The organism is Pseudooceanicola sediminis, from assembly GCF_003575965.1.
Lineage (GTDB): Bacteria > Pseudomonadota > Alphaproteobacteria > Rhodobacterales > Rhodobacteraceae > Pseudooceanicola > Pseudooceanicola sediminis.
This window is the reverse complement of sequence record NZ_QWJJ01000010.1, coordinates 174,805-193,059: the sequence shown is the minus strand read 5'-3', so window position 1 is coordinate 193,059 and position 18,255 is coordinate 174,805. Positions and strand designations below refer to the sequence as shown.

General features: G+C 63.8%; 17 protein-coding genes and 1 tRNA gene. 14 read left to right on the top strand and 4 right to left on the bottom strand.

Annotated elements, in window-relative coordinates:
• Nucleotides 1-397 precede the first annotated feature (397 nt).
• Nucleotides 398-877 carry an acyl-CoA thioesterase gene (locus DL237_RS13035; protein WP_119399491.1) on the top strand — a complete coding sequence of 160 codons (480 nt, stop codon included), beginning with the start codon at nt 398-400 and terminating at the stop codon, nt 875-877.
• Nucleotides 878-914: 37 nt separating this feature from the next.
• Here DL237_RS13035 and DL237_RS13030 read toward each other — a convergent pair whose 3' ends face one another.
• Complete coding sequence (locus DL237_RS13030; RefSeq protein ID WP_119399490.1) at nt 915-1,244, bottom strand: chaperone modulator CbpM; 330 nt, start codon at nt 1,242-1,244, stop codon at nt 915-917.
• On the bottom strand, nt 1,241-2,194 hold the full coding sequence (locus tag DL237_RS13025) for a DnaJ C-terminal domain-containing protein (protein WP_119399489.1): 954 nt from the start codon (nt 2,192-2,194) through the stop codon (nt 1,241-1,243). The genes DL237_RS13030 and DL237_RS13025 overlap by 4 nt, the downstream gene beginning before the upstream one ends.
• A 428-nt stretch (nt 2,195-2,622) precedes the next feature.
• On the opposite strand from DL237_RS13025, the gene DL237_RS13020 reads away from it, so the two are divergent.
• From DL237_RS13020 to DL237_RS20870, 6 genes are all read left to right on the top strand, one after another.
• Complete coding sequence (locus DL237_RS13020; protein WP_119399488.1) at nt 2,623-2,988, top strand: phasin family protein; 366 nt, start codon at nt 2,623-2,625, stop codon at nt 2,986-2,988.
• 214 nt (nt 2,989-3,202) lie between these two features.
• Nucleotides 3,203-4,900, top strand: coding sequence for a PHA/PHB synthase family protein (locus DL237_RS13015; RefSeq protein WP_407691911.1), 1,698 nt, complete (start codon nt 3,203-3,205; stop codon nt 4,898-4,900).
• The gene (fabI, locus tag DL237_RS13010) at nt 4,897-5,661 is read left to right on the top strand and encodes an enoyl-ACP reductase FabI (RefSeq protein ID WP_119399486.1); all 765 of its coding nucleotides are present in this window, start codon (nt 4,897-4,899) and stop codon (nt 5,659-5,661) included. Before DL237_RS13015 ends, fabI begins: the two co-directional genes overlap by 4 nt.
• On the top strand, nt 5,648-5,782 hold the full coding sequence (locus DL237_RS20985; RefSeq protein WP_267897021.1) for a hypothetical protein: 135 nt from the start codon (nt 5,648-5,650) through the stop codon (nt 5,780-5,782). The genes fabI and DL237_RS20985 overlap by 14 nt, the downstream gene beginning before the upstream one ends.
• Nucleotides 5,783-5,788: 6 nt before the next feature.
• Nucleotides 5,789-5,926, top strand: a complete 138-nt coding sequence (locus DL237_RS20875) for a MaoC/PaaZ C-terminal domain-containing protein (protein ID WP_233544986.1) — start codon at nt 5,789-5,791, stop codon at nt 5,924-5,926.
• A 14-nt stretch (nt 5,927-5,940) separates the two neighbouring features.
• Entirely contained in the window at nt 5,941-6,336 is a 396-nt protein-coding gene (locus DL237_RS20870) for a hypothetical protein (protein ID WP_233544985.1), read from the top strand.
• A gap of 8 nt (nt 6,337-6,344) precedes the next feature.
• Here the strand turns inward: DL237_RS20870 and DL237_RS13000 are convergent.
• Nucleotides 6,345-6,430 (bottom strand) — tRNA-Leu (locus DL237_RS13000).
• Between the two features lie 160 nt (nt 6,431-6,590).
• On the opposite strand from DL237_RS13000, the gene DL237_RS12995 reads away from it, so the two are divergent.
• Nucleotides 6,591-7,574, top strand: coding sequence for a complex I NDUFA9 subunit family protein (locus tag DL237_RS12995; protein WP_119399485.1), 984 nt, complete (start codon nt 6,591-6,593; stop codon nt 7,572-7,574).
• 98 nt (nt 7,575-7,672) lie between these two features.
• Here DL237_RS12995 and DL237_RS12990 read toward each other — a convergent pair whose 3' ends face one another.
• A complete protein-coding gene (locus DL237_RS12990; RefSeq protein WP_119399484.1) occupies nt 7,673-8,503 on the bottom strand; it encodes an undecaprenyl-diphosphate phosphatase in 831 nt (276 codons plus the stop codon).
• Between the two features lie 218 nt (nt 8,504-8,721).
• Between DL237_RS12990 and DL237_RS12985 the strand changes: the two genes are divergently transcribed.
• The 6 genes from DL237_RS12985 (at nt 8,722) to queG (ending at nt 18,196) form a co-directional block, all read left to right on the top strand.
• Nucleotides 8,722-10,191, top strand: coding sequence for an NAD(P)-dependent oxidoreductase (locus DL237_RS12985; RefSeq protein WP_119399483.1), 1,470 nt, complete (start codon nt 8,722-8,724; stop codon nt 10,189-10,191).
• A 178-nt stretch (nt 10,192-10,369) separates the two neighbouring features.
• Nucleotides 10,370-10,816, top strand: coding sequence for a GFA family protein (locus DL237_RS12980; protein ID WP_119399518.1), 447 nt, complete (start codon nt 10,370-10,372; stop codon nt 10,814-10,816).
• A gap of 24 nt (nt 10,817-10,840) precedes the next feature.
• The gene (gltB, locus tag DL237_RS12975) at nt 10,841-15,376 is read left to right on the top strand and encodes a glutamate synthase large subunit (protein WP_119399482.1); all 4,536 of its coding nucleotides are present in this window, start codon (nt 10,841-10,843) and stop codon (nt 15,374-15,376) included.
• 129 nt (nt 15,377-15,505) lie between these two features.
• Complete coding sequence (mtgA, locus tag DL237_RS12970) at nt 15,506-16,243, top strand: monofunctional biosynthetic peptidoglycan transglycosylase (RefSeq protein ID WP_407691910.1); 738 nt, start codon at nt 15,506-15,508, stop codon at nt 16,241-16,243.
• Between the two features lie 49 nt (nt 16,244-16,292).
• Nucleotides 16,293-16,964 (top strand): FtsZ-binding protein FzlA, encoded by a 672-nt coding sequence (fzlA, locus tag DL237_RS12965; RefSeq protein WP_119399516.1) that lies wholly within the window; start codon nt 16,293-16,295, stop codon nt 16,962-16,964.
• Nucleotides 16,965-17,161: 197 nt separating this feature from the next.
• Entirely contained in the window at nt 17,162-18,196 is a 1,035-nt protein-coding gene (gene queG / locus DL237_RS12960; protein WP_119399481.1) for a tRNA epoxyqueuosine(34) reductase QueG, read from the top strand.
• The last annotated feature ends 59 nt before the right edge of the window (nt 18,197-18,255 follow it).

The following is an 18,255-nucleotide window of genomic DNA, read 5'->3' as shown; positions in this document are numbered from 1 at the left end:
CGCGTCTTCGGCTGAGTCCCCCACCCCCTCTCCGCCTCGGCAACAAGCGCGGAGAGGGGATTCGAGCACGTCGGTATCAGGGCGGTGTCGGAGCGGTATCGGAGCGGTGCGGCCCCACCTTCGGGCCGCAGGACGCACGGCCAGTCCGGGAGCCTCCGGCGGGGGTATTTCCAGCCAGATGACAGGGAGCGCCGGTGCTTACATGTTTCCCTGTTCGAAATATCCCGGGGGAGGCAGCAAAGCTGCCGGGGGCAGAGCCCCCCAGAGCGCGGATAAGGCAACCCGTGCACCGCAAAGGTAAGGGGTGCGGTGCGGCTATGTGGTTGCGGTCGGCGATGCGGGGGTTAGGGTCGGTCGGACGATAGCGGAGAAGCTGTTGCAGACATGGAGCGTGCGGATGGACCACAGGGAACTGGAGATGACCGTGCTCATGACTCCGGACATGGCCAATTTCAGTGGCAAGGTGCATGGGGGTGCGTTGCTCAACCTGCTCGACAGGGTGGCATTTTCCTGCGCCTCGAGATTTTCCAAGCGTTACGCGGTGACGTTGTCCGTCGATCAGGTGACCTTCAAGGAGCCGATCAATGTCGGTGAGCTCGTGACCTTTCGCGCGAGCGTCAATCATGCGGGCCGGACCTCGATGGAGATCGGCATCCGTGTCGAGGCGCAGGACATCCGCAGTGGCGAGTCGCGCCACACCAATTCGTGCTATTTCACCATGGTGGCTGTGGGTGACGACGGGCGGCCCGCCGAGGTTCCGGACCTGCGGATCGACACGGATCTGCAACGTGCGCGCAATCGCGCCGCCGAAGTGCGGCGCCGGTTGCGGCGACAGTTTTCGCAGGAGATGCAGCGCGCCTCGGAAGGCGGGGTCTAAGAGGGGTCTGCGGTGCCTGATGAGGGCGACTGCAGCCCTAGCGTTGAGCCGTATATCTTGCGATGCGGTCCTGCAGGTCGGGGGGCAGGGCCCTGAGCGTGTCGGTGAGGCGGGCCAGGTCCAGTCGTGCGGCGTGCAGCTGATCGAGCAGCGGTATCACCACGTGCAGGGCATTCTCGTCCAGTTCCAGATCCTGTGAAAGGTCGCAGAGCAGTTCCAGCCGGGCCAGGTCGACCTGGCGGAAGAGGTAGCCCTGTTCGGCGCGTTCGGGGCGGACGAAGGCGACCTCGATATACCTTATGAGCTGAGGGCGGGTCAGGCGGGTGACGGCGGCGATGACCTCGTCTTCTGTGAAACGTGTGCTCATGTCCCGGCATCCTTCAGCATCTCGGCGCGGGGGTCATGGGCCTGTGTCTTGCGCCATTCGGTGAGGAAGTCTGCCAGCGCCTTGTCCTGTCCGGGAGGAGACACGATGCGGAGCTCGACCCGCTGGTCGCCTTTGCTGCCGGTGCCGCCGCGCGCGATGCCACGGCCGCGCAGGCGCAGGGTGTGACCCGAGCTGGCCCCCTTGGGAATGGTCAGCCCGACCGGGCCGTCGATGGTGGGTGCAGTGACCTTGCCGCCGAGCACGGCTTCGTCGATCGTGATGGGCAGTATGACCAGAATATCGTCGCCGTCGCGTCGGAAAACCGGGTGGGGGCGCACGTGTACCGTGATCAGCGCATCCCCCGCGGGCCCACCCGCGTAGCCCGGCTGGCCCTTGCCACGCAGGCGCAGGGTCTGACCGTCCTCGGTGCCCTGTGGAATGCGGACCGCCAGGTTTGATCCGTCGGGCAGGGTGATGCGGGTTTCGCCGCCGCGGGCGGCTTCGAGGAACGGGATCGTGAGGGTGAACCGCGCATCCGGCCCGGGTGCCGAGAAACCGCCGCCTGTCCCGGCCCCGCCGCGCGACCGGTTGCGCAGGATTTCGGCAAAGACATCGGCCGGGTCGGCCCCGCCGCCAAAGCCGCCCCGCCCCTGGGCACCCCGGGTCTGGTAGGCATTGTCGGAGGCCCCGGCGAAATCGCGGTAATACTGGCGACGCGGGCGTTCGACGCCCGCGCTGTCGATTTCGCCCGCGTCGTAGCGGGCCCGCGTTTCGGGATCCCTGAGCAGTTCGTGCGCGGCGGCGATCGCCTTGAACCGCGCCTCGGCCTGGGGATCGTCGGGGTGCAGGTCCGGGTGGCTGGTGCGCACCAGCTTGCGGTAGGCCTTCCTGATCTCGTCCGCTGTGGCCGATTTGGTCAGGCCAAGGGTCTTGTAGGGATCGTCGGGCATCCATCATCCTTTCGCTTTGGCACGGGCGGGCCGGGTCATCGCATGCGCCCACGCCGGAGGGGCGGGAGAGCGTGCCGCGCGGGCTGTGCCGTTGCCGACGATGATAGCATGGCCAGTGCAGGGATGTCGCTGATCTACATCACCGCAGGGAACTTGGGTGCGGACCCACGCTGGGCCGTGCGTGGTCGTTGTGCCGGTGCATGTCGGGGGGCGATTGCGGGGATGCCACGGTGGCGGGCGTGGTGGACGGAGGCCGGACCCGGGTGCTGGCGTTCTATGCCACCTCCGGCCGGGGGGGCGATTGCGACAGAAATCATCGAACTTGGCGCCGGACATGCAGCCTTCGGTTGATCGGGATCAACGCGGGCCTGTCCCAGCGGTGTAAAATGACCGCTTGAACGTCTCAGAAGCCAGGAGAGGAGAACCAGATGGAACGCAAGGTGGATACTGCGCAGCGGGCACCGGGTGCCCTTGGTGAATTTGCCGCCTCGGCGCTGACGAACGGTCTCGGGGGGATGGTGCAGATGGCCACGGCATGGCTGGAGGGCGCCAGTGCAATCAGCGCCGAAGTCAGCGATTTCGTCGGTCATCGGGTCAGGCGGGATGTCGCGGCGCAGCAGGCATTGCTGAGCTGTCGGTCTTTGGCCGAGGCGGAACAGGTCCGTGCCGAATTCGTCAGGACCGCGATGCGCGACTACATGGACCAGACCGGCAAGGTGGTCGAAATGATGGGTCAGGTTGCGACGGACATGGCGACGGACCAGCGGCAGAACCGGCGCGCGACGCCGCTCTAGCCGGGGGCTGCCCTCTGCCGCGGCGGGCTGACACAGATCAATGCCGCGTTGCAGCGCCCCCTGTAGGATGACGAGGAGAGTCGGTTGAAACCTTGGCGCAGTTGGGAAAGGGAGACTCCGTTTGGATCAGCTCAGCCTCAAGACGACTGACGTCACGCGGGTATCCGAAGCGACCGGGCCGGACACTGGGAAAGCGCCCTCGGTCTACGCGGAGATCGACCGTGCGGTGCATGCAGGGGTGGCCAGGATGACCGCAGGCCTGGCACCGTCGATGTTTGCCGAGGCCTGGATGGATTGGGCGGTGCATCTGGCGGTGTCACCGGGCAAGCAACTGGAGTTGTTCGAGGAATTTACGCGCGGGGCGCAGGCCATCTGGTCACAGGCGATCACGGGCAAGGCGATGAGGGGCAAGGCGAAAGAGGCCCCCGACGGTGACAGGCGGTTCGCGGGCGAGGCCTGGCGCAGGCCCCCCTTTCACCTCTGGTCGCAGGCGCATCAGCAGGCCTGGGCCTGGTGGCAACAGGCGGTGACCGGCGTACATGGTGTGGCCGCCCCGCACGAGAACCTGATGGCCTTTGCCACGGGTCTGGCCGTCGATGCCGTATCACCATCGAATTTCGCCGCCACCAACCCGGAGGTGATCGCCGCAACGCTGGACCAGAGGGGCCGGAACCTGCTGCGTGGTGCGCAGCATCTGAGCGAGGATATTGCCCGCAAGTTCGGGGCCGAACCGCCGCAGCGTCTGCCCCATTTCACGCTCGGGCGCACCCTGGCCGCGACGCCGGGCAAGGTGGTGTTCCGAAATGAATTGATCGAGCTGATCCAATATGCGCCGCAGACCGAAACCGTGCGCCCCGAGCCGATCCTGATCGTGCCGGCCTGGATCATGAAGTATTACATCCTGGATCTTTCGCAGACAAATTCCCTGGTCAAGTACCTGGTACAGCAGGGATATACCGTCTTTATCCTGTCGTGGAAAAACCCGGACGCCGAGGATCGCGGCCTGGGCATGGAAGATTACCGGCAGTTGGGTGTGCTGGAGGCCGTGGATGCGGTGCAGGCCATCACCGGTGCGGGGCAGATACATGCCGTCGGCTATTGCCTGGGTGGAACGTTGCTGGCGATTGCCGCCGCCGCGATGGCGCGAGATGGCGACGCGCGGCTGGCCAGTGTCACCCTGCTGGCCGCGCAGGTGGATTTTACCGAAGCGGGAGAGTTGCGCCTGTTCATCAGTTCGTCCGAGGTCACGCTGATCGAGGACATGATGGCGCAGACAGGCTATCTGACCTCGGACCAGATGGCGGGGGCATTTGCCCTGCTGCGCGCGCGGGATCTGATCTGGGCCCCGATGATCCGGGATTACCTGCTGGGCGAGCGCGACGCGGCCTTTGACCTGATGACCTGGAATGCCGATGCGACGCGGATGCCGGCACGAATGCATTCCGAATATCTGCGCTGGCTGTTCCTGAACAACGATCTGACCGAGGGTCGGTATCATGTCAGTAACAAGGCGGTGGCCGTGTCAGACATTCGTGCGCCGGTCTTTGCCGTGGGAACCGAACAAGACCACGTTGCGCCGTGGCGATCGGTCTACAAGATCCACCTGTTTGTCGATGCGGACGTGACCTTCGTGCTGACAAGCGGTGGCCACAATGCCGGGATCGTGTCCGAGCCGGGGCACGCGGGCCGCCATTTCCGCATTGCCGATACGCCGCTGGATGCACCCTTTCGCGATCCCGATGAATGGCTGGCGGCAACGGACCCGCAGCAGGGATCGTGGTGGCCGGCGTTCGCGGCCTGGCTGGAGGCGCGGTCGGGCAGGCCCGGGCCGCTGCCGCCGATGGGTGGCGCACTGTCGGGAAAATACGCGGCGCTGTGCGATGCGCCGGGAACCTACGTGAGGCAGAGATGAGCGAACTTTCAGGCAAGGTGGCCCTGGTGGTGGGGGTCGCCAATGACCATTCCATCGCCGCAGGCTGTGCGCAGGCCTTTGCGGCAGAGGGCGCCGAGGTGGCGCTGACCTATTTCAACGACAGGGCCAAGCCGCATGTGCAACCTGTGGCCGACGCGGTTGGGGCGGCGCTGTTGCTGCCGCTGGATGTCGAGGCGGAGGGCCAGATGGAGGCGGCGTTCGAGGCGGTGCGCGCACGGTGGGGGCGGTTGGACATCCTTGTCCATTCGATAGCGTATTGTCCGGCGGAAGATCTGCACGGTCGTGTGACGGAATGTTCGCGTGCCGGCTTTGCCCGCGCGATGGATATCTCTGTGCACTCGTTGATCCGCATGGCACGGCTGTCCGAGCCGCTGATGACCGACGGCGGCGCGATCCTGACGATGACGTATTACGGCGGCGAAAAGGTGGTCGACCACTACAACATCATGGGGCCTGTCAAGGCGGCGCTGGAGGGGGTGATGCGATCGCTTGCCGTGGAGCTGGGCCCCTGCCAGATCCGGGTGAACGCGATTTCCCCAGGGCCGCTGGCCACGCGGGCGGGGTCGGGCATCGCGCATTTCGACGAACTGATCGATGCCGCACGCCGCCGCGCGCCCGAGCAGTGCCTGGTGACGATCGAGGACGTGGGGAACATGGCCGTCATGCTGGCCAGCGATCGTGCGCGGCGGATTTCCGGCGATATTGCCTATGTCGACGGGGGGCTGCATGTCCGTGCCTGAGGCCGCAGAGCCGCTGCGCTATGTCGAGAACAAGACCTATGACGAGATTGCCGTGGGGGACAGCGCGACGCTGATGCGGACGTTGAAACCCCAGGACACCGACCTGTTCGCGGTGATGTAGGGTGACGTGAATCCGGCGCATGTCGATGCCGAATGTGCAGCCACCGACATGTTTCATGGTGTCGTCGCCAATGGCATGTGGGGTAGCGCGCTGATTTCGGCGGTGCTGGGCACCGAAGTGCCCGGACCCGGACGGTCTTTCTGAGCCAGCGCCTGCGGGTGATCGCGCCGGTCGGGATGGGCGACACGGTGATCGTGCGGGTCGAAGTGACGGAAAAGCAGGACAGGGACCGACTGTTGCTGGCGTGCACCTGCCGAAACCAGCACGGCAAGGTGGTGATCGAGGGCGAGGCGCGGGTGATCGCGCCGCGCGACAAGGTGTGCCGCCCTCGGGTGGTTCTTACGGAGGTGCATCTACATGTGCAGGGCGCGCAATATGCGCGGCTGATCGCGGCAACCGAGGGTCGCGCGCCGATCCGTACCGCCGTCGTGCGCCCCTGCGATGTGCTGTTGGTGCGCGGTGGTCTGGTATGGCAGTGCAAGGGATGGTCGACACGTGGTTGCGAGGCGCAGCCGGTCTGGAAAAACCGGAGCGAAACCAACGTACTACCTTGAGGGGGTAGTGGTGCCCAGGAGAGGACTCGAACCTCCACGTCCTTGCGAACACTAGCACCTGAAGCTAGCGCGTCTACCATTCCGCCACCTGGGCAGGTGTCGTGAGGGGCCGTATAGGGGGGACGGAAAATACTGTCAACGACGATTTTTGGCATTTTCGTAAACAGCTTTGCACAATCCGCCATATCACCTTGCCCGGAGGGTTTCAGAGGTCTAGGAAAAGGGAAACCATGGCTAGCCGGAGGTCTTTCCCTATGTCCAAGCTCGTCACCATTTTCGGCGGATCGGGATTTGTCGGTCGTTATGTCGCCCTGCGCATGGCGCAACAGGGGTGGCGCGTCCGTGTGGCCGGCCGCAGGCCCGATGAGGCCGGATTCGTCAGAACATATGGCGTTGTCGGCCAGGTCGAGCCGGTCTTTTGCAACATTCGCGATGATGATTCGGTGCGCGCGGTGACCCGTGGGGCGGATGCGGTCGTGAATTGCGTCGGAACCTTCGATGCCAAGGGCCGGAACAATTTCGAGGCCGTTCAGGTCGACGGCGCCGGGCGAATCGCCCGCATCGCTGCCGAGGAAGGCGCGCTGCGCATGGTCCACATTTCGGCCATCGGTGCCGATGCCGAGGCTGAAAGCACCTATTCGCGCACCAAGGCTGATGGCGAGGCCGCCGTGCTGGCGCATATGCCGGATGCAATGATCCTGCGCCCGTCGGTGATTTTCGGGGCCGAAGACCAGTTTTACAACCGCTTTGCCAACATGACCAAGTTCACGCCGATCCTGGGCATCTTTGGCGGGACGACGCAATTTCAGCCGGTCTGGGTGGATGACGTGGCCGCAGCGGCGGAAAAGGGCGTTCTGGGCACCGCGCCTGGCGGCATCTATGAGCTGGGTGGCCCGGACAAGGGCAGCTTTGCCGATCTGCTGCGCGAAATGCTGGGCGTGATCCAGCGCCGCCGCGCGGTTGCAAACTTGCCGTTCTTTGTCGGGCAGTTCATGGCCTGGGTGCTGGATGGCGTTCAGACGGTATCGCTGGGATTGGTGCACAACAGCATGTTGACCCGCGACCAGGTTCGCGCGCTGCGCGTCGACAATGTTGTCAGCGGTTCGGAAAAGACCTTTGCCGATCTGGGAATCGAGCCTGTCGCAGTCGAAGCGGTGCTGCCGGATTACCTGTGGCCCTATCGCCCCTCTGGTCAATATGCGGCCATCAAGGCATCGGCGAAGAACCTCAAGATCTGACGTCTGCCACTTGGGGGGCAGGGTTTCCGCCTCTGTCCAAGATACGAAAACCCGGCGCTGTCCTGCGCCGGGTTTTCCTTTTTCCCCAACGCGTTGGGTCAGGCAGCTGCTGGCACTGCAGCGCCGTGGATATAGGCGTACCACAGCAGGAACAGCCCCAGAATGATGCGATAGATCACGTATGGCGTGAAGCTGACCGATTTCAGCAGGCGCATCATCAGCGTCAGCGCGACAAGTGCCGACAGAAAGGCAAAGATCGCGGCAATTGCACCGTCGCGGGCGGCGGCGGCATCTGCGGTGGCAATGACTTCGCCCGCCAGAAAGACAGCCGAGGCAATGATCGTCGGGATCGACATCAGCATGGAAATCTTGGCGGCGGATTGGCGTTCATAGCCCGCGAACAGCGCGCCGGTGATGGTGATGCCCGAGCGTGAGGTGCCGGGGATCAGCGCGACAGCCTGCCAGAGGCCGAGGATCCAGGCGTGCTTCATGCTCCAGTCCTGCGTGGCGCGGCCGGTGTCGCCCCGCCGGTCCGCGATGTAGAGCACGATCCCGAAAATGAGCATCGTCCAGCCAATCACGGCCACCGAACGCAACATGTCGTCGATCCCGGTCAGGGCCAGGAACAGCCCGAACAGGATCACCGGAATGGTGGCGACGATCAGCAGCAAGGCCAGCCGCGCGCCCGGAGTGTCGGCCTTGCCACGCACCAATCGTGGCAGGCCCAGCAGGGCGTCTTTCACATCGCTCCAGAAATACACGATGACAGCCCCGAGCGTGCCGATATGTACCGCGATGTCGATCATCTGCCCCTGGTCCTGAAGGCCCGTCAGACCGGGCAAGAGAATCAGGTGGCCGGACGACGAGATCGGCAAAAATTCAGTAATGCCCTGGATGATCGCCAGAAGCAGGAGTTGGAGCAAGGGCATTGAGTGGGGTGTCTCCTAATATTCAGTTTTTATAACGCCTTGTCATAGAACGTTATTTTGACACATAGGTCCGGTTTAATACCTAAAAAACGATTTGCGATAGCCTGTCGTGTGGGGTGCTTGCGAAAAAGTAGTATAATGGGTCAGTGTTTATGACTTTTATTCCTTTTCACCTTCGCTTAAAACTCTTCGGGACAGACGCGTAAAGGAGCTAGGCCGTGGCGAAGCAACCGATGCTGAAATTCGTGACCGTTGACCGGGATATGCCCGAGAAACGTGACGCGAGTGTTCGCGCACACGATTTCGATGAGATCTATTCCGAGTTTGCCGCCGCGAAAGCCGAAGAGCAAGCCAGCCGGTGCAGCCAGTGCGGTGTTCCGTATTGCCAAAGTCACTGCCCGTTGCACAACAATATCCCCGACTGGTTGCGCCTGACGGCCACGAACCGTCTGGAAGAAGCCTATGCCATCAGCCAGGCGACGAATACCTTCCCCGAGATCTGCGGCCGCATTTGTCCGCAGGATCGCCTTTGTGAGGGCAATTGCGTCATCGAACAGTCCGGCCACGGTACCGTGACCATCGGGGCGGTCGAGAAATACATCACCGATACCGCCTGGGAAAAGGGCTGGGTCAAGCCGGTCATGCCGGATGTCGAGCGCGAGGAAAGCGTTGGAATCATTGGCGCAGGCCCCGGCGGGCTGGCCGCTGCGGACATGCTGCGCCAGGCCGGTGTTCAGGTCACGGTCTATGACCGCTACGACCGCGCCGGCGGGCTGATGACCTATGGCATCCCCAGCTTCAAGCTGGAGAAGGACATCGTCATGCGCCGGATCGAGCAGCTGGAGCAGGGCGGAGTCGAGTTTGTCCTGAACTGCAATGTCGGCGAAGACCTGAGCTTTGACGCCATTCGCGGCAAGCATGACGCCGTGTTGATCGCCACCGGCGTCTACAAGACGCGCGAACTGTCGGGCGAAAATGCCGGGGCCGAGGGCATCGTGCGCGCGATCGATTACCTGACCGCATCGAACAAGGTCAGCTTTGGCGACGATGTCGAGGAATTCACCAGCGGTGAGCTGAACGCGGCGGGCAAGAAGGTCGTCGTGATCGGCGGCGGCGATACCGCGATGGACTGTGTGCGCACCGCCATCCGTCAGGGTGCCGAGAGCGTCAAATGCCTGTACCGCCGTGACCGTGCCAACATGCCGGGGTCGCAGCGCGAAGTGGCCAATGCCGAAGAAGAAGGTGTTGAGTTCGTTTGGCTTTCCGCGCCTGTCGGCTTTACCACCGGGGTCATTGAACCCGAGGGCGCGGGCGCTGCGGCGGGGATCGTCAAGGGCGCGATGGTGCAGCGGATGCGCCTTGGTGCGCCCGATACCAGTGGCCGTCAGAGCCCCGAAGTGATCGACGGCAGCGACTATACCGAGCACGCGGACCTGGTGATCAAGGCGCTTGGCTTTGAACCCGAGGACCTGCCCAAGCTGTGGAACACCGACGGGTTGGACGTGACCCGCTGGGGCACCGTGCGGGCCGAATTCGGATCGGGCCGCACCAGCCTGGATCGCGTCTATGCCGTGGGCGACATCGTGCGCGGCGCGAGCCTGGTTGTCTGGGCGATCCGCGACGGGCGCGATTGCGCGGCGGCGATCCTGGAAGACCTGGAAACAGCGGATGCCATCGCCGCCGAATAGGGCGGCGATGGCACACCGACACGACGGACCGACGAAATTGCTAACGCGCTGAAAAGGCAGTTTTTCAACGTCGGTATCTGGGCGGTATCCGGGCGGTTCATCGGCGGTGAATGACACCGCCGGGGCCGCAGCGGCAAAAGGTTGAAAGTAAGCAAAGCTGACCTGAATGGGCAAAGAGATGACACAGTCACATGACACCAGGATCGACGGGCAGTGCTTGTGCGGCTCGGTTCACGTGCACCTGACGGATCATCGCCCCGAAATCGGCCTGTGCCATTGCACCATGTGCCGCCGCTGGTCAGGGGGCATCTATGCGATGTTCACGGCGCCCGCGACGGCGGTGAAGATCACGGGAGAGGTGAAGGTCTACCGATCCTCGGCGTTTGCCCAGCGGGCCTTTTGCCCGACCTGCGGCAGCGGCATCTGGCTGCGCGATGACGGGTCGGAAGAATACGAGTTTTGCGCCGGTCTTTTCGAGGCGGCGCGCGATTTTGCGGCGATCAGCGAAAACTACATTGATCAACGCCTGACAGCCCTGACGATTCAGGGCGACCACAAGCGGGTGACCGCAGCGGAATATGAAGAGAAATTTCCTTTCGTCGCTTCGGACGAGACGCCGGATTGACGCGCCTGATGCAAGGAGACAGCCATGACGACCTATGATGACAATTGGGCCGCAGCCGAAGCCGCGAAACGCAAGTTCATGGAAGAGAACTCTCTCTTCCGCGAAGAGCACGAACATGCCTCATGCGGTGTGGGCCTCGTGGTGTCGATCGACGGCAAACCCAGCCGCAAGGTGGTCGAATCGGGGATCATGGCGCTGAAGGCGATCTGGCACCGCGGCGCGGTCGATGCGGATGGCAAGACGGGCGATGGCGCGGGCATTCACGTGCAGATTCCGGTGCCGTTCTTTTACGACCAGATCCGCCGCACGGGACACGAGCCGCGCACGGACGAACTGATGGCCGTCGGCCAGGTGTTTCTGCCGCGCACGGATTTCAACGCCCAGGAAACCTGCCGGACCATCGTCGAATCCGAAGTGCTGCGGATGGGCTATTACATCTATGGCTGGCGGCATGTGCCGGTGGACATCGAATGCCTTGGTGAAAAGGCCAACTCGACCCGCCCCGAGATCGAGCAGATCCTGATTTCGAACTGCAAGGGTGTCGACGAGGAAACGTTCGAGCGCGAGCTGTATGTCATTCGTCGCCGGATCGAAAAGGCCGCGCAGGCCAAGGGTGTCGGCGGGTTGTACATCGCGTCGCTGTCGTGCCGGTCGATCATCTACAAGGGCATGATGCTGGCCGAGCAGGTTGCCGTTTTCTACCCCGACCTGATGGATACGCGGTTCGAGAGCACCTTTGCGCTGTATCACCAGCGCTATTCCACCAACACGTTCCCGCAGTGGTGGCTGGCGCAGCCGTTCCGCATGTTGGCCCACAACGGCGAGATCAACACGCTGAAGGGCAACGTCAACTGGATGAAGAGCCACGAGATCCGCATGGCGAGCGGCACGTTTGGCGACCTGGCCGAGGATATCAAGCCGATCATCCCGCAGGGGTCGTCGGATTCGGCGGCGCTGGATGCGGTGTTCGAGGTACTGGTGCGCGCCGGTCGGTCCGCGCCGATGGCCAAGACGATGCTGGTGCCCGAAAGCTGGTCCAAACAGGCGATCGAGCTGCCGCAGGCGTGGCGCGACATGTATTCCTATTGCAACGGCGTGATGGAGCCATGGGATGGCCCCGCCGCGCTGGCGATGACCGATGGCCGCTGGGCCTGCGTCGGCACGGACCGCAACGGTCTGCGCCCGATGCGCTATGTCGTGACGGGCGATGGCCTGCTGATCGCGGGGTCGGAGGCCGGGATGGTGCCGACGGACGAGGCGACGGTGCGCGAAAAAGGCGCGCTGGGGCCGGGTCAGTTGCTGGCCGTGGATACCAAGGAAGGCAAGCTGTACCACGACACCGAGATCAAGGACCGCCTGGCCGCGGGCCAGCCCTTTGGCGAGTGGGTCGGCAAGATCAACGAGCTGGACGAGGCGCTGGACGTCGAGGAAAAGCCGATGTTCGAGGGCGCAGAGCTGCGCAAGCGCCAGATCGCGGCGGGCTATACCATCGAGGAGCTGGAGAACGTCCTGGCGCCGATGGCCGAGGATTCGAAAGAGAACGTGGTTTCGATGGGCGATGACACGCCTTCGGCGGTGCTGAGCAACAAGTACCGCCCGCTGAGCCACTTCTTCCGCCAGAACTTTTCCCAGGTGACCAACCCGCCGATCGACAGCTTGCGCGAATTCCGCGTGATGAGCCTGAAGACGCGGTTCGGCAACCTCAAGAACGTGCTGGACGAGAGCAGCGCGCAGACGGAAATCCTGGTGCTGGACAGCCCCTTTGTCGCGAACGCCCAGTTCGAGGAGCTGAAGACCCATTTCAACGCCGAGATGGTCGAGATCGACTGTACCTTCCCGGTGGGGGGCGATCACGATGCCCTGCAAGCCGGGCTGGCGCGCATTCGTGCCGAGGCCGAGGAGGCCGTGCGTTCGGGCGGGGGGCATATCGTGCTGACCGACCACATGCAGAGCGCCGACCGCGTGGCGATGCCGATGATCCTGGCGACCAGCGCTGTGCACAGCTGGCTGACGCGCAAGGGTCTGCGGACGTTTTGCAGCCTGGGTGTGCGGACGGCGGAATGTATTGACCCGCATTACTTTGCCGTGCTGATCGGCTGTGGCGCGACCATCGTCAACGCCTACCTGGCCGAGGATTCGCTGGCCGATCGCATCAAGCGCGGCCTGCTGGACGGCACGCTGACCGAGAACATGCGCAACTATCGCGAAGCCATCGACCAGGGCCTGCTGAAGATCATGGCCAAGATGGGCATTTCGGTCGTGTCGTCCTATCGCGGTGGCCTGAACTTCGAGGCCGTGGGGCTGAGCCGCGCCATGGTTGCGGAATATTTCCCCGGCATGTTGAGCCGTATCAGCGGTATCGGCGTCAGCGGTGTGCAGAAGAAGGTCGAGGAAGTGCATAGGCTTGGCTGGCTGAAAGGCCAGGACGTGCTGCCCATCGGCGGGTTCTACAAATCCCGCAAGTCGGGCGAGACCCACGCCTGGGAAGCGCAGACGATGCACATGTTGCAGGCGGCGTGCAACCGTGGCTCCTACGAGATCTGGAAGCAGTTCAGCGCCCGGATGCAGGCGAACCCGCCGATCCATCTGCGCGACCTGCTGGCGATCAAGCCCATCGGCAATGCGATTCCCATCGAGGAAGTCGAGAGCATCACCTCGATCCGCAAGCGGTTCGTGACGCCGGGCATGAGCCTCGGCGCGCTGGGGCCGGAGGCGCACAAGACGCTGAACGTCGCGATGAACCGCATCGGCGCGAAATCCGACAGCGGCGAGGGCGGCGAGGATCCCGCACACTTTGTGCCCGAGGCGAACGGCGACAACCCGAGCGCCAAGATCAAGCAGGTGGCAAGCGGGCGTTTCGGCGTCACGGCCGAATACCTCAACCAGTGCGAAGAGCTGGAGATCAAGGTCGCGCAGGGGGCCAAGCCCGGTGAGGGTGGTCAGCTGCCGGGGATGAAGGTGACCGAGCTGATCGCGCGTCTGCGCCACTCAACCAAGGGCGTGACCCTGATTTCGCCGCCGCCGCACCACGACATCTATTCCATCGAAGATCTTGCCCAGCTGATCTATGACCTGAAACAGATCAACCCGACGGTGAAGGTGACGGTCAAGCTGGTCAGCTCCTCCGGTGTCGGCACGATTGCGGCGGGTGTGGCCAAGGCCAAGGCCGACATCATCCTGATCTCGGGCCACAATGGCGGCACGGGCGCGTCGCCTGCGACCAGCATCAAGTTCGCTGGTCTGCCGTGGGAAATGGGCCTGACCGAGGCGCATCAGGTTCTGGCGATGAACAAGCTGCGCGACCGCGTGACGCTGCGCACCGATGGTGGGCTGCGCACGGGGCGTGACATTGTCATGGCCGCGATGATGGGCGCCGAGGAATACGGCATCGGTACCGCCGCGCTGATCGCCATGGGCTGCATCATGGTGCGTCAGTGCCAGTCCAACACCTGCCCCGTGGGCGTGTGTACGCAGGACGAAAGCCTGCGGGCGCGCTTTACCGGGACGGCGGACAAGGTGGTGAACCTGATCACCTTCTATGCGCAGGAAGTGCGGGAAATCCTCGCCTCCATCGGTGCGCGTTCCCTGGACGAAGTGATCGGGCGCGCCGATCTGCTGCACCAGGTCAGCCGTGGCGCCGAGCATCTGGATGATCTGGATCTCAACCCGCTGCTGATCACGGTCGATGGCGCGAAGGACATCGTCTACAACCGCCTGAAGCCGCGCAACCCGGTGCCCGATACGCTGGATGTGGAAATCGTGCGCGACGCCGCGCGGTTCCTCAAGGACGGCGAAAAGATGCAGCTGTCCTATGCGGTGCAGAACACGCACCGCTCGGTCGGCACGCGCACATCGAGCCATATCGTGCAGAAGTTCGGGATGCGCAACGCGCTGCAACCCGATCACCTGACGGTCAAGCTGACCGGCAGCGCCGGTCAGTCGCTGGGCGCATTCGCGGCACCGGGCCTCAAGATCGAGGTGTCGGGCGAGGCGAACGATTACGTTGGCAAGGGCCTGTCGGGGGGGACCATCGTGGTGCGCCCGGCGATGGCCAGCCCGCTGATGGCCAGCCAGAACACCATCATCGGCAATACGGTGCTGTATGGTGCGACGGATGGATACCTGTTCGCCTCAGGTCGCGCGGGCGAACGCTTTGGCGTGCGCAACTCCGGCGCCAAGGTCGTGATCGAGGGCTGTGGCAGCAACGGGTGCGAATACATGACCGGCGGAGTCGCGGTGATCCTCGGCTCCATCGGGCCGAACTTCGGTGCGGGGATGACCGGCGGCATGGCCTACCTCTACGACCCCGAGGGGCGTGCGGCGGACATGATGAACATGGAAACCCTGGTCAGCTGCCCGGTGACGGTGAAGCACTGGATCGGCCAGCTGGAAGGGCTGATCGAGCGTCACCTGGAAGAGACCGGCAGCCGCAAGGCGCAGGAGATCCTGCAGCACTGGGACATGGAACTGGGCAATTTCGTCCAGGTCTGCCCGAAAGAGATGCTGAAGATCATCCCGCACCCGCTGGTCGAGGAAGAGCAGGCAATGCCGGCCGAGTGATCCGCGTTTGATCACGATGAAACAGGGCGGCCTGAGCGGGCCGCCCTGTTTCGTGGCCGGCGCCGGCACCGGGGGCAACTTGGCGCCGGGGCCCGGCTTTCCTGCTTTGCCCCCGGCCCCGTCTGGCCTATAGCTGTGCGCGTGGCAAAACAGGCAAAACCCAAGCGAAAACCGCGCGCGAAAGCGTCCAGCCCCCCGTTGCGCAAGCGTTTGACACGCTGGGGCGTCCGGGCGGGGCTGGGCCTTGTCGTGCTGGCAGTACTGATCATCGCGATGCATTCGGTGGTGCGCCCCTGGGGCGGCAGTTACATGGCCGGCGAACGCGCGCGCCTGGGCAGGATCGATCGGACCTGGGTCCCCATGGGCGAAATGGCGCCGGTGATGGCGCGCTCGGTCGTGGCGGCAGAGGACAGCAATTTCTGCCTGCATTGGGGGTTCGACATGAACGCCATCCGGCACGCCATCGACGGCGGCGCGCGGCGTGGCGGCTCCACCGTCAGTCAGCAGGTGGTCAAGAACGTCTACCTCTGGCATGGCCGCAATTACGTACGCAAGGCGCTGGAAACGGTGATCACCCCGGTGGTCGAACTGCTGTGGAGCAAGCGGCGCATCCTTGAGGTCTACCTGAACGTGGCCGAGTTCGACGAAGGGGTCTTTGGCATCGAGGCCGCGGCATGGCACTACTTCGGTGTCGCGCCGAAGGATCTGAACGCGGATCAGGCGGCGCGTCTGGCGGCGATCCTGCCCGCACCGAAAGATCGCTCCGCCTCTCGTCCCAGCGATTTCGTGCTGAGACGGGCGGCGGCAATCCGCGATGGGGCGGCCACGATCCGCAAGGATGGCCGCGCCGCCTGTTTCGAGGATTGAAGTCTGCGCCCCGGGGGCGCATTCATCTGACAGTTTACGGAAGGTGATGATGATTACAGCTGAGCTCTACCATGTCCCCCTGTCGCCCTTCTGCCGCAAGGTGCGGCTGTCGCTGGCCGAAAAGAAGATCGAGTGCAAACTGATCGAGGAGCGCTACTGGGAAAAGGACACCGATTTCCTGCGCCGAAACCCGGCGGGCAAGGTGCCGGTGCTGAAGCTGAACGGCAAGGTTCTGGCTGAAAGCGCAGCAATCTGCGAATATCTGGAAGAGGTCTATCCCGAACCCTCGCTGATGCCCGACGACCCGATTGAGCGTCACGAGGTGCGGCGTCTCGTGTTCTGGTTCGACGACAAGTTCCAGCACGAGGTGACGTCGAAACTGCTGTACGAGCGGGTCAACAAGAAGGTCACGGGTCAGGGGTTCCCCGACAGCAAGAACGTCCGGGCCGGGCTGAGCGCGATCAAGTTCCACCTCGACTACATGACATGGTTGCTGGATCACCGCCGTTGGCTGGCCGGGGATCGCATGACGCTGGCCGATTTCGCGGCGGCGGCCCATCTCAGTTCTCTCGACTATATCAGTGACGTCGACTGGAACCGCTCCGCAGCAGTCAAGGACTGGTACGCCAAGGTGAAATCGCGGCCTGCGTTCCGCAATATCCTGATGGACCAGGTGCCGGGGTTTCTGCCCCCGGCACATTATGCCGACCTGGATTTCTGAAGCAGACAAGAGGGGGGCTGTCTGCCCCCCATGCGCCTTCGACACATTCCCCCCGAGGATATTTCGAACAGGGAAACCAATCATTCCCTGGTCCACCTGCATTGTTTCCCTGTTCGAAATATCCCGGGGGAGTCAGCCTTTGGCTGACGGGGGCAGAGCCCCCTGTCGCATCGCGATAATTCTGTCATAACCATGGCATGACGGAGTTTCTCAGGGACAGGCTTCTGGCGCAGGCTCGGGGCGAAGGGTTTTCGGCGGCGCGGCTGTGCCTGCCTGGTGACGTGCCGGAGGTGCCGGGGCGGCTGGCGGCTTTCCTGCAAGCCGGACGTCACGGGCAGATGCGCTGGCTGGAGGAGCGCAGCCAATGGCGCGGGGATCCAACCGCGCTCTGGCCCGAGGCCCGGTCTGTCCTGATGCTGGCCGAGAACTATGGGCCGGACAGCGATCCTCTGGCGGTTCTGGCGCAGCGGGACCGGGCCGCGATTTCCGTCTATGCGCAGAATCGCGATTACCATGACGTCGTCAAGAAGCGGCTGAAGCGAGTTGCGCGCTGGCTGGTGTCGGAGGCACCCGGATGTGAGGTGAAGGTGTTCGTGGACACAGCCCCCGTGCCCGAGAAGGCCCTGGGGCAGGCGGCGGGTGTTGGCTGGCAGGGCAAGCATACCAACCTTGTCTCGCGCGATCTGGGAAGCTGGTTCTTTCTGGGCGCGATTTTTACCACGCTGGAGCTTTTTCCCGATGCGGCCGAGAGCGATCATTGCGGAGGCTGCCGGCGCTGTTTGGATGTATGTCCGACAGATGCCTTTCCCGCCCCGTACCAGCTGGATGCGCGGCGCTGCATTTCCTACCTTACCATCGAGCACAAGGGGCCCGTGGACGAGGAACTGCGTGCGCGGATGGGCAACCGCATCTATGGCTGTGACGATTGCCTGGCCGTCTGCCCCTGGAACAAGTTCGCGCGCCGCGCCAGCGAAGTGAAATACCATGCCCGCGACGATCTGCGCGCGCCGTCCCTGGCCGAGCTGGCGGCATTGGATGACGCCGGGTTCCGCGCCCGTTTCAGCGGATCGCCCATCAAGCGGATCGGGCGGGATCGCTTTGTACGCAATGTGCTGTATGCCATCGGGAACTCTGCGGTTCCGTCTCTGCTGCCCGTCGCGCAGGGGTTGACCGAGGATGCCGATGCCACCGTGGCCGATGCGGCCCGGTGGGCCGTGGCGCGTCTGCGCTGATAGGAGCCGGCCTCTTCGACTGCCCTGTCGGGATGGGTTCATGATGCGGACCCCCGATC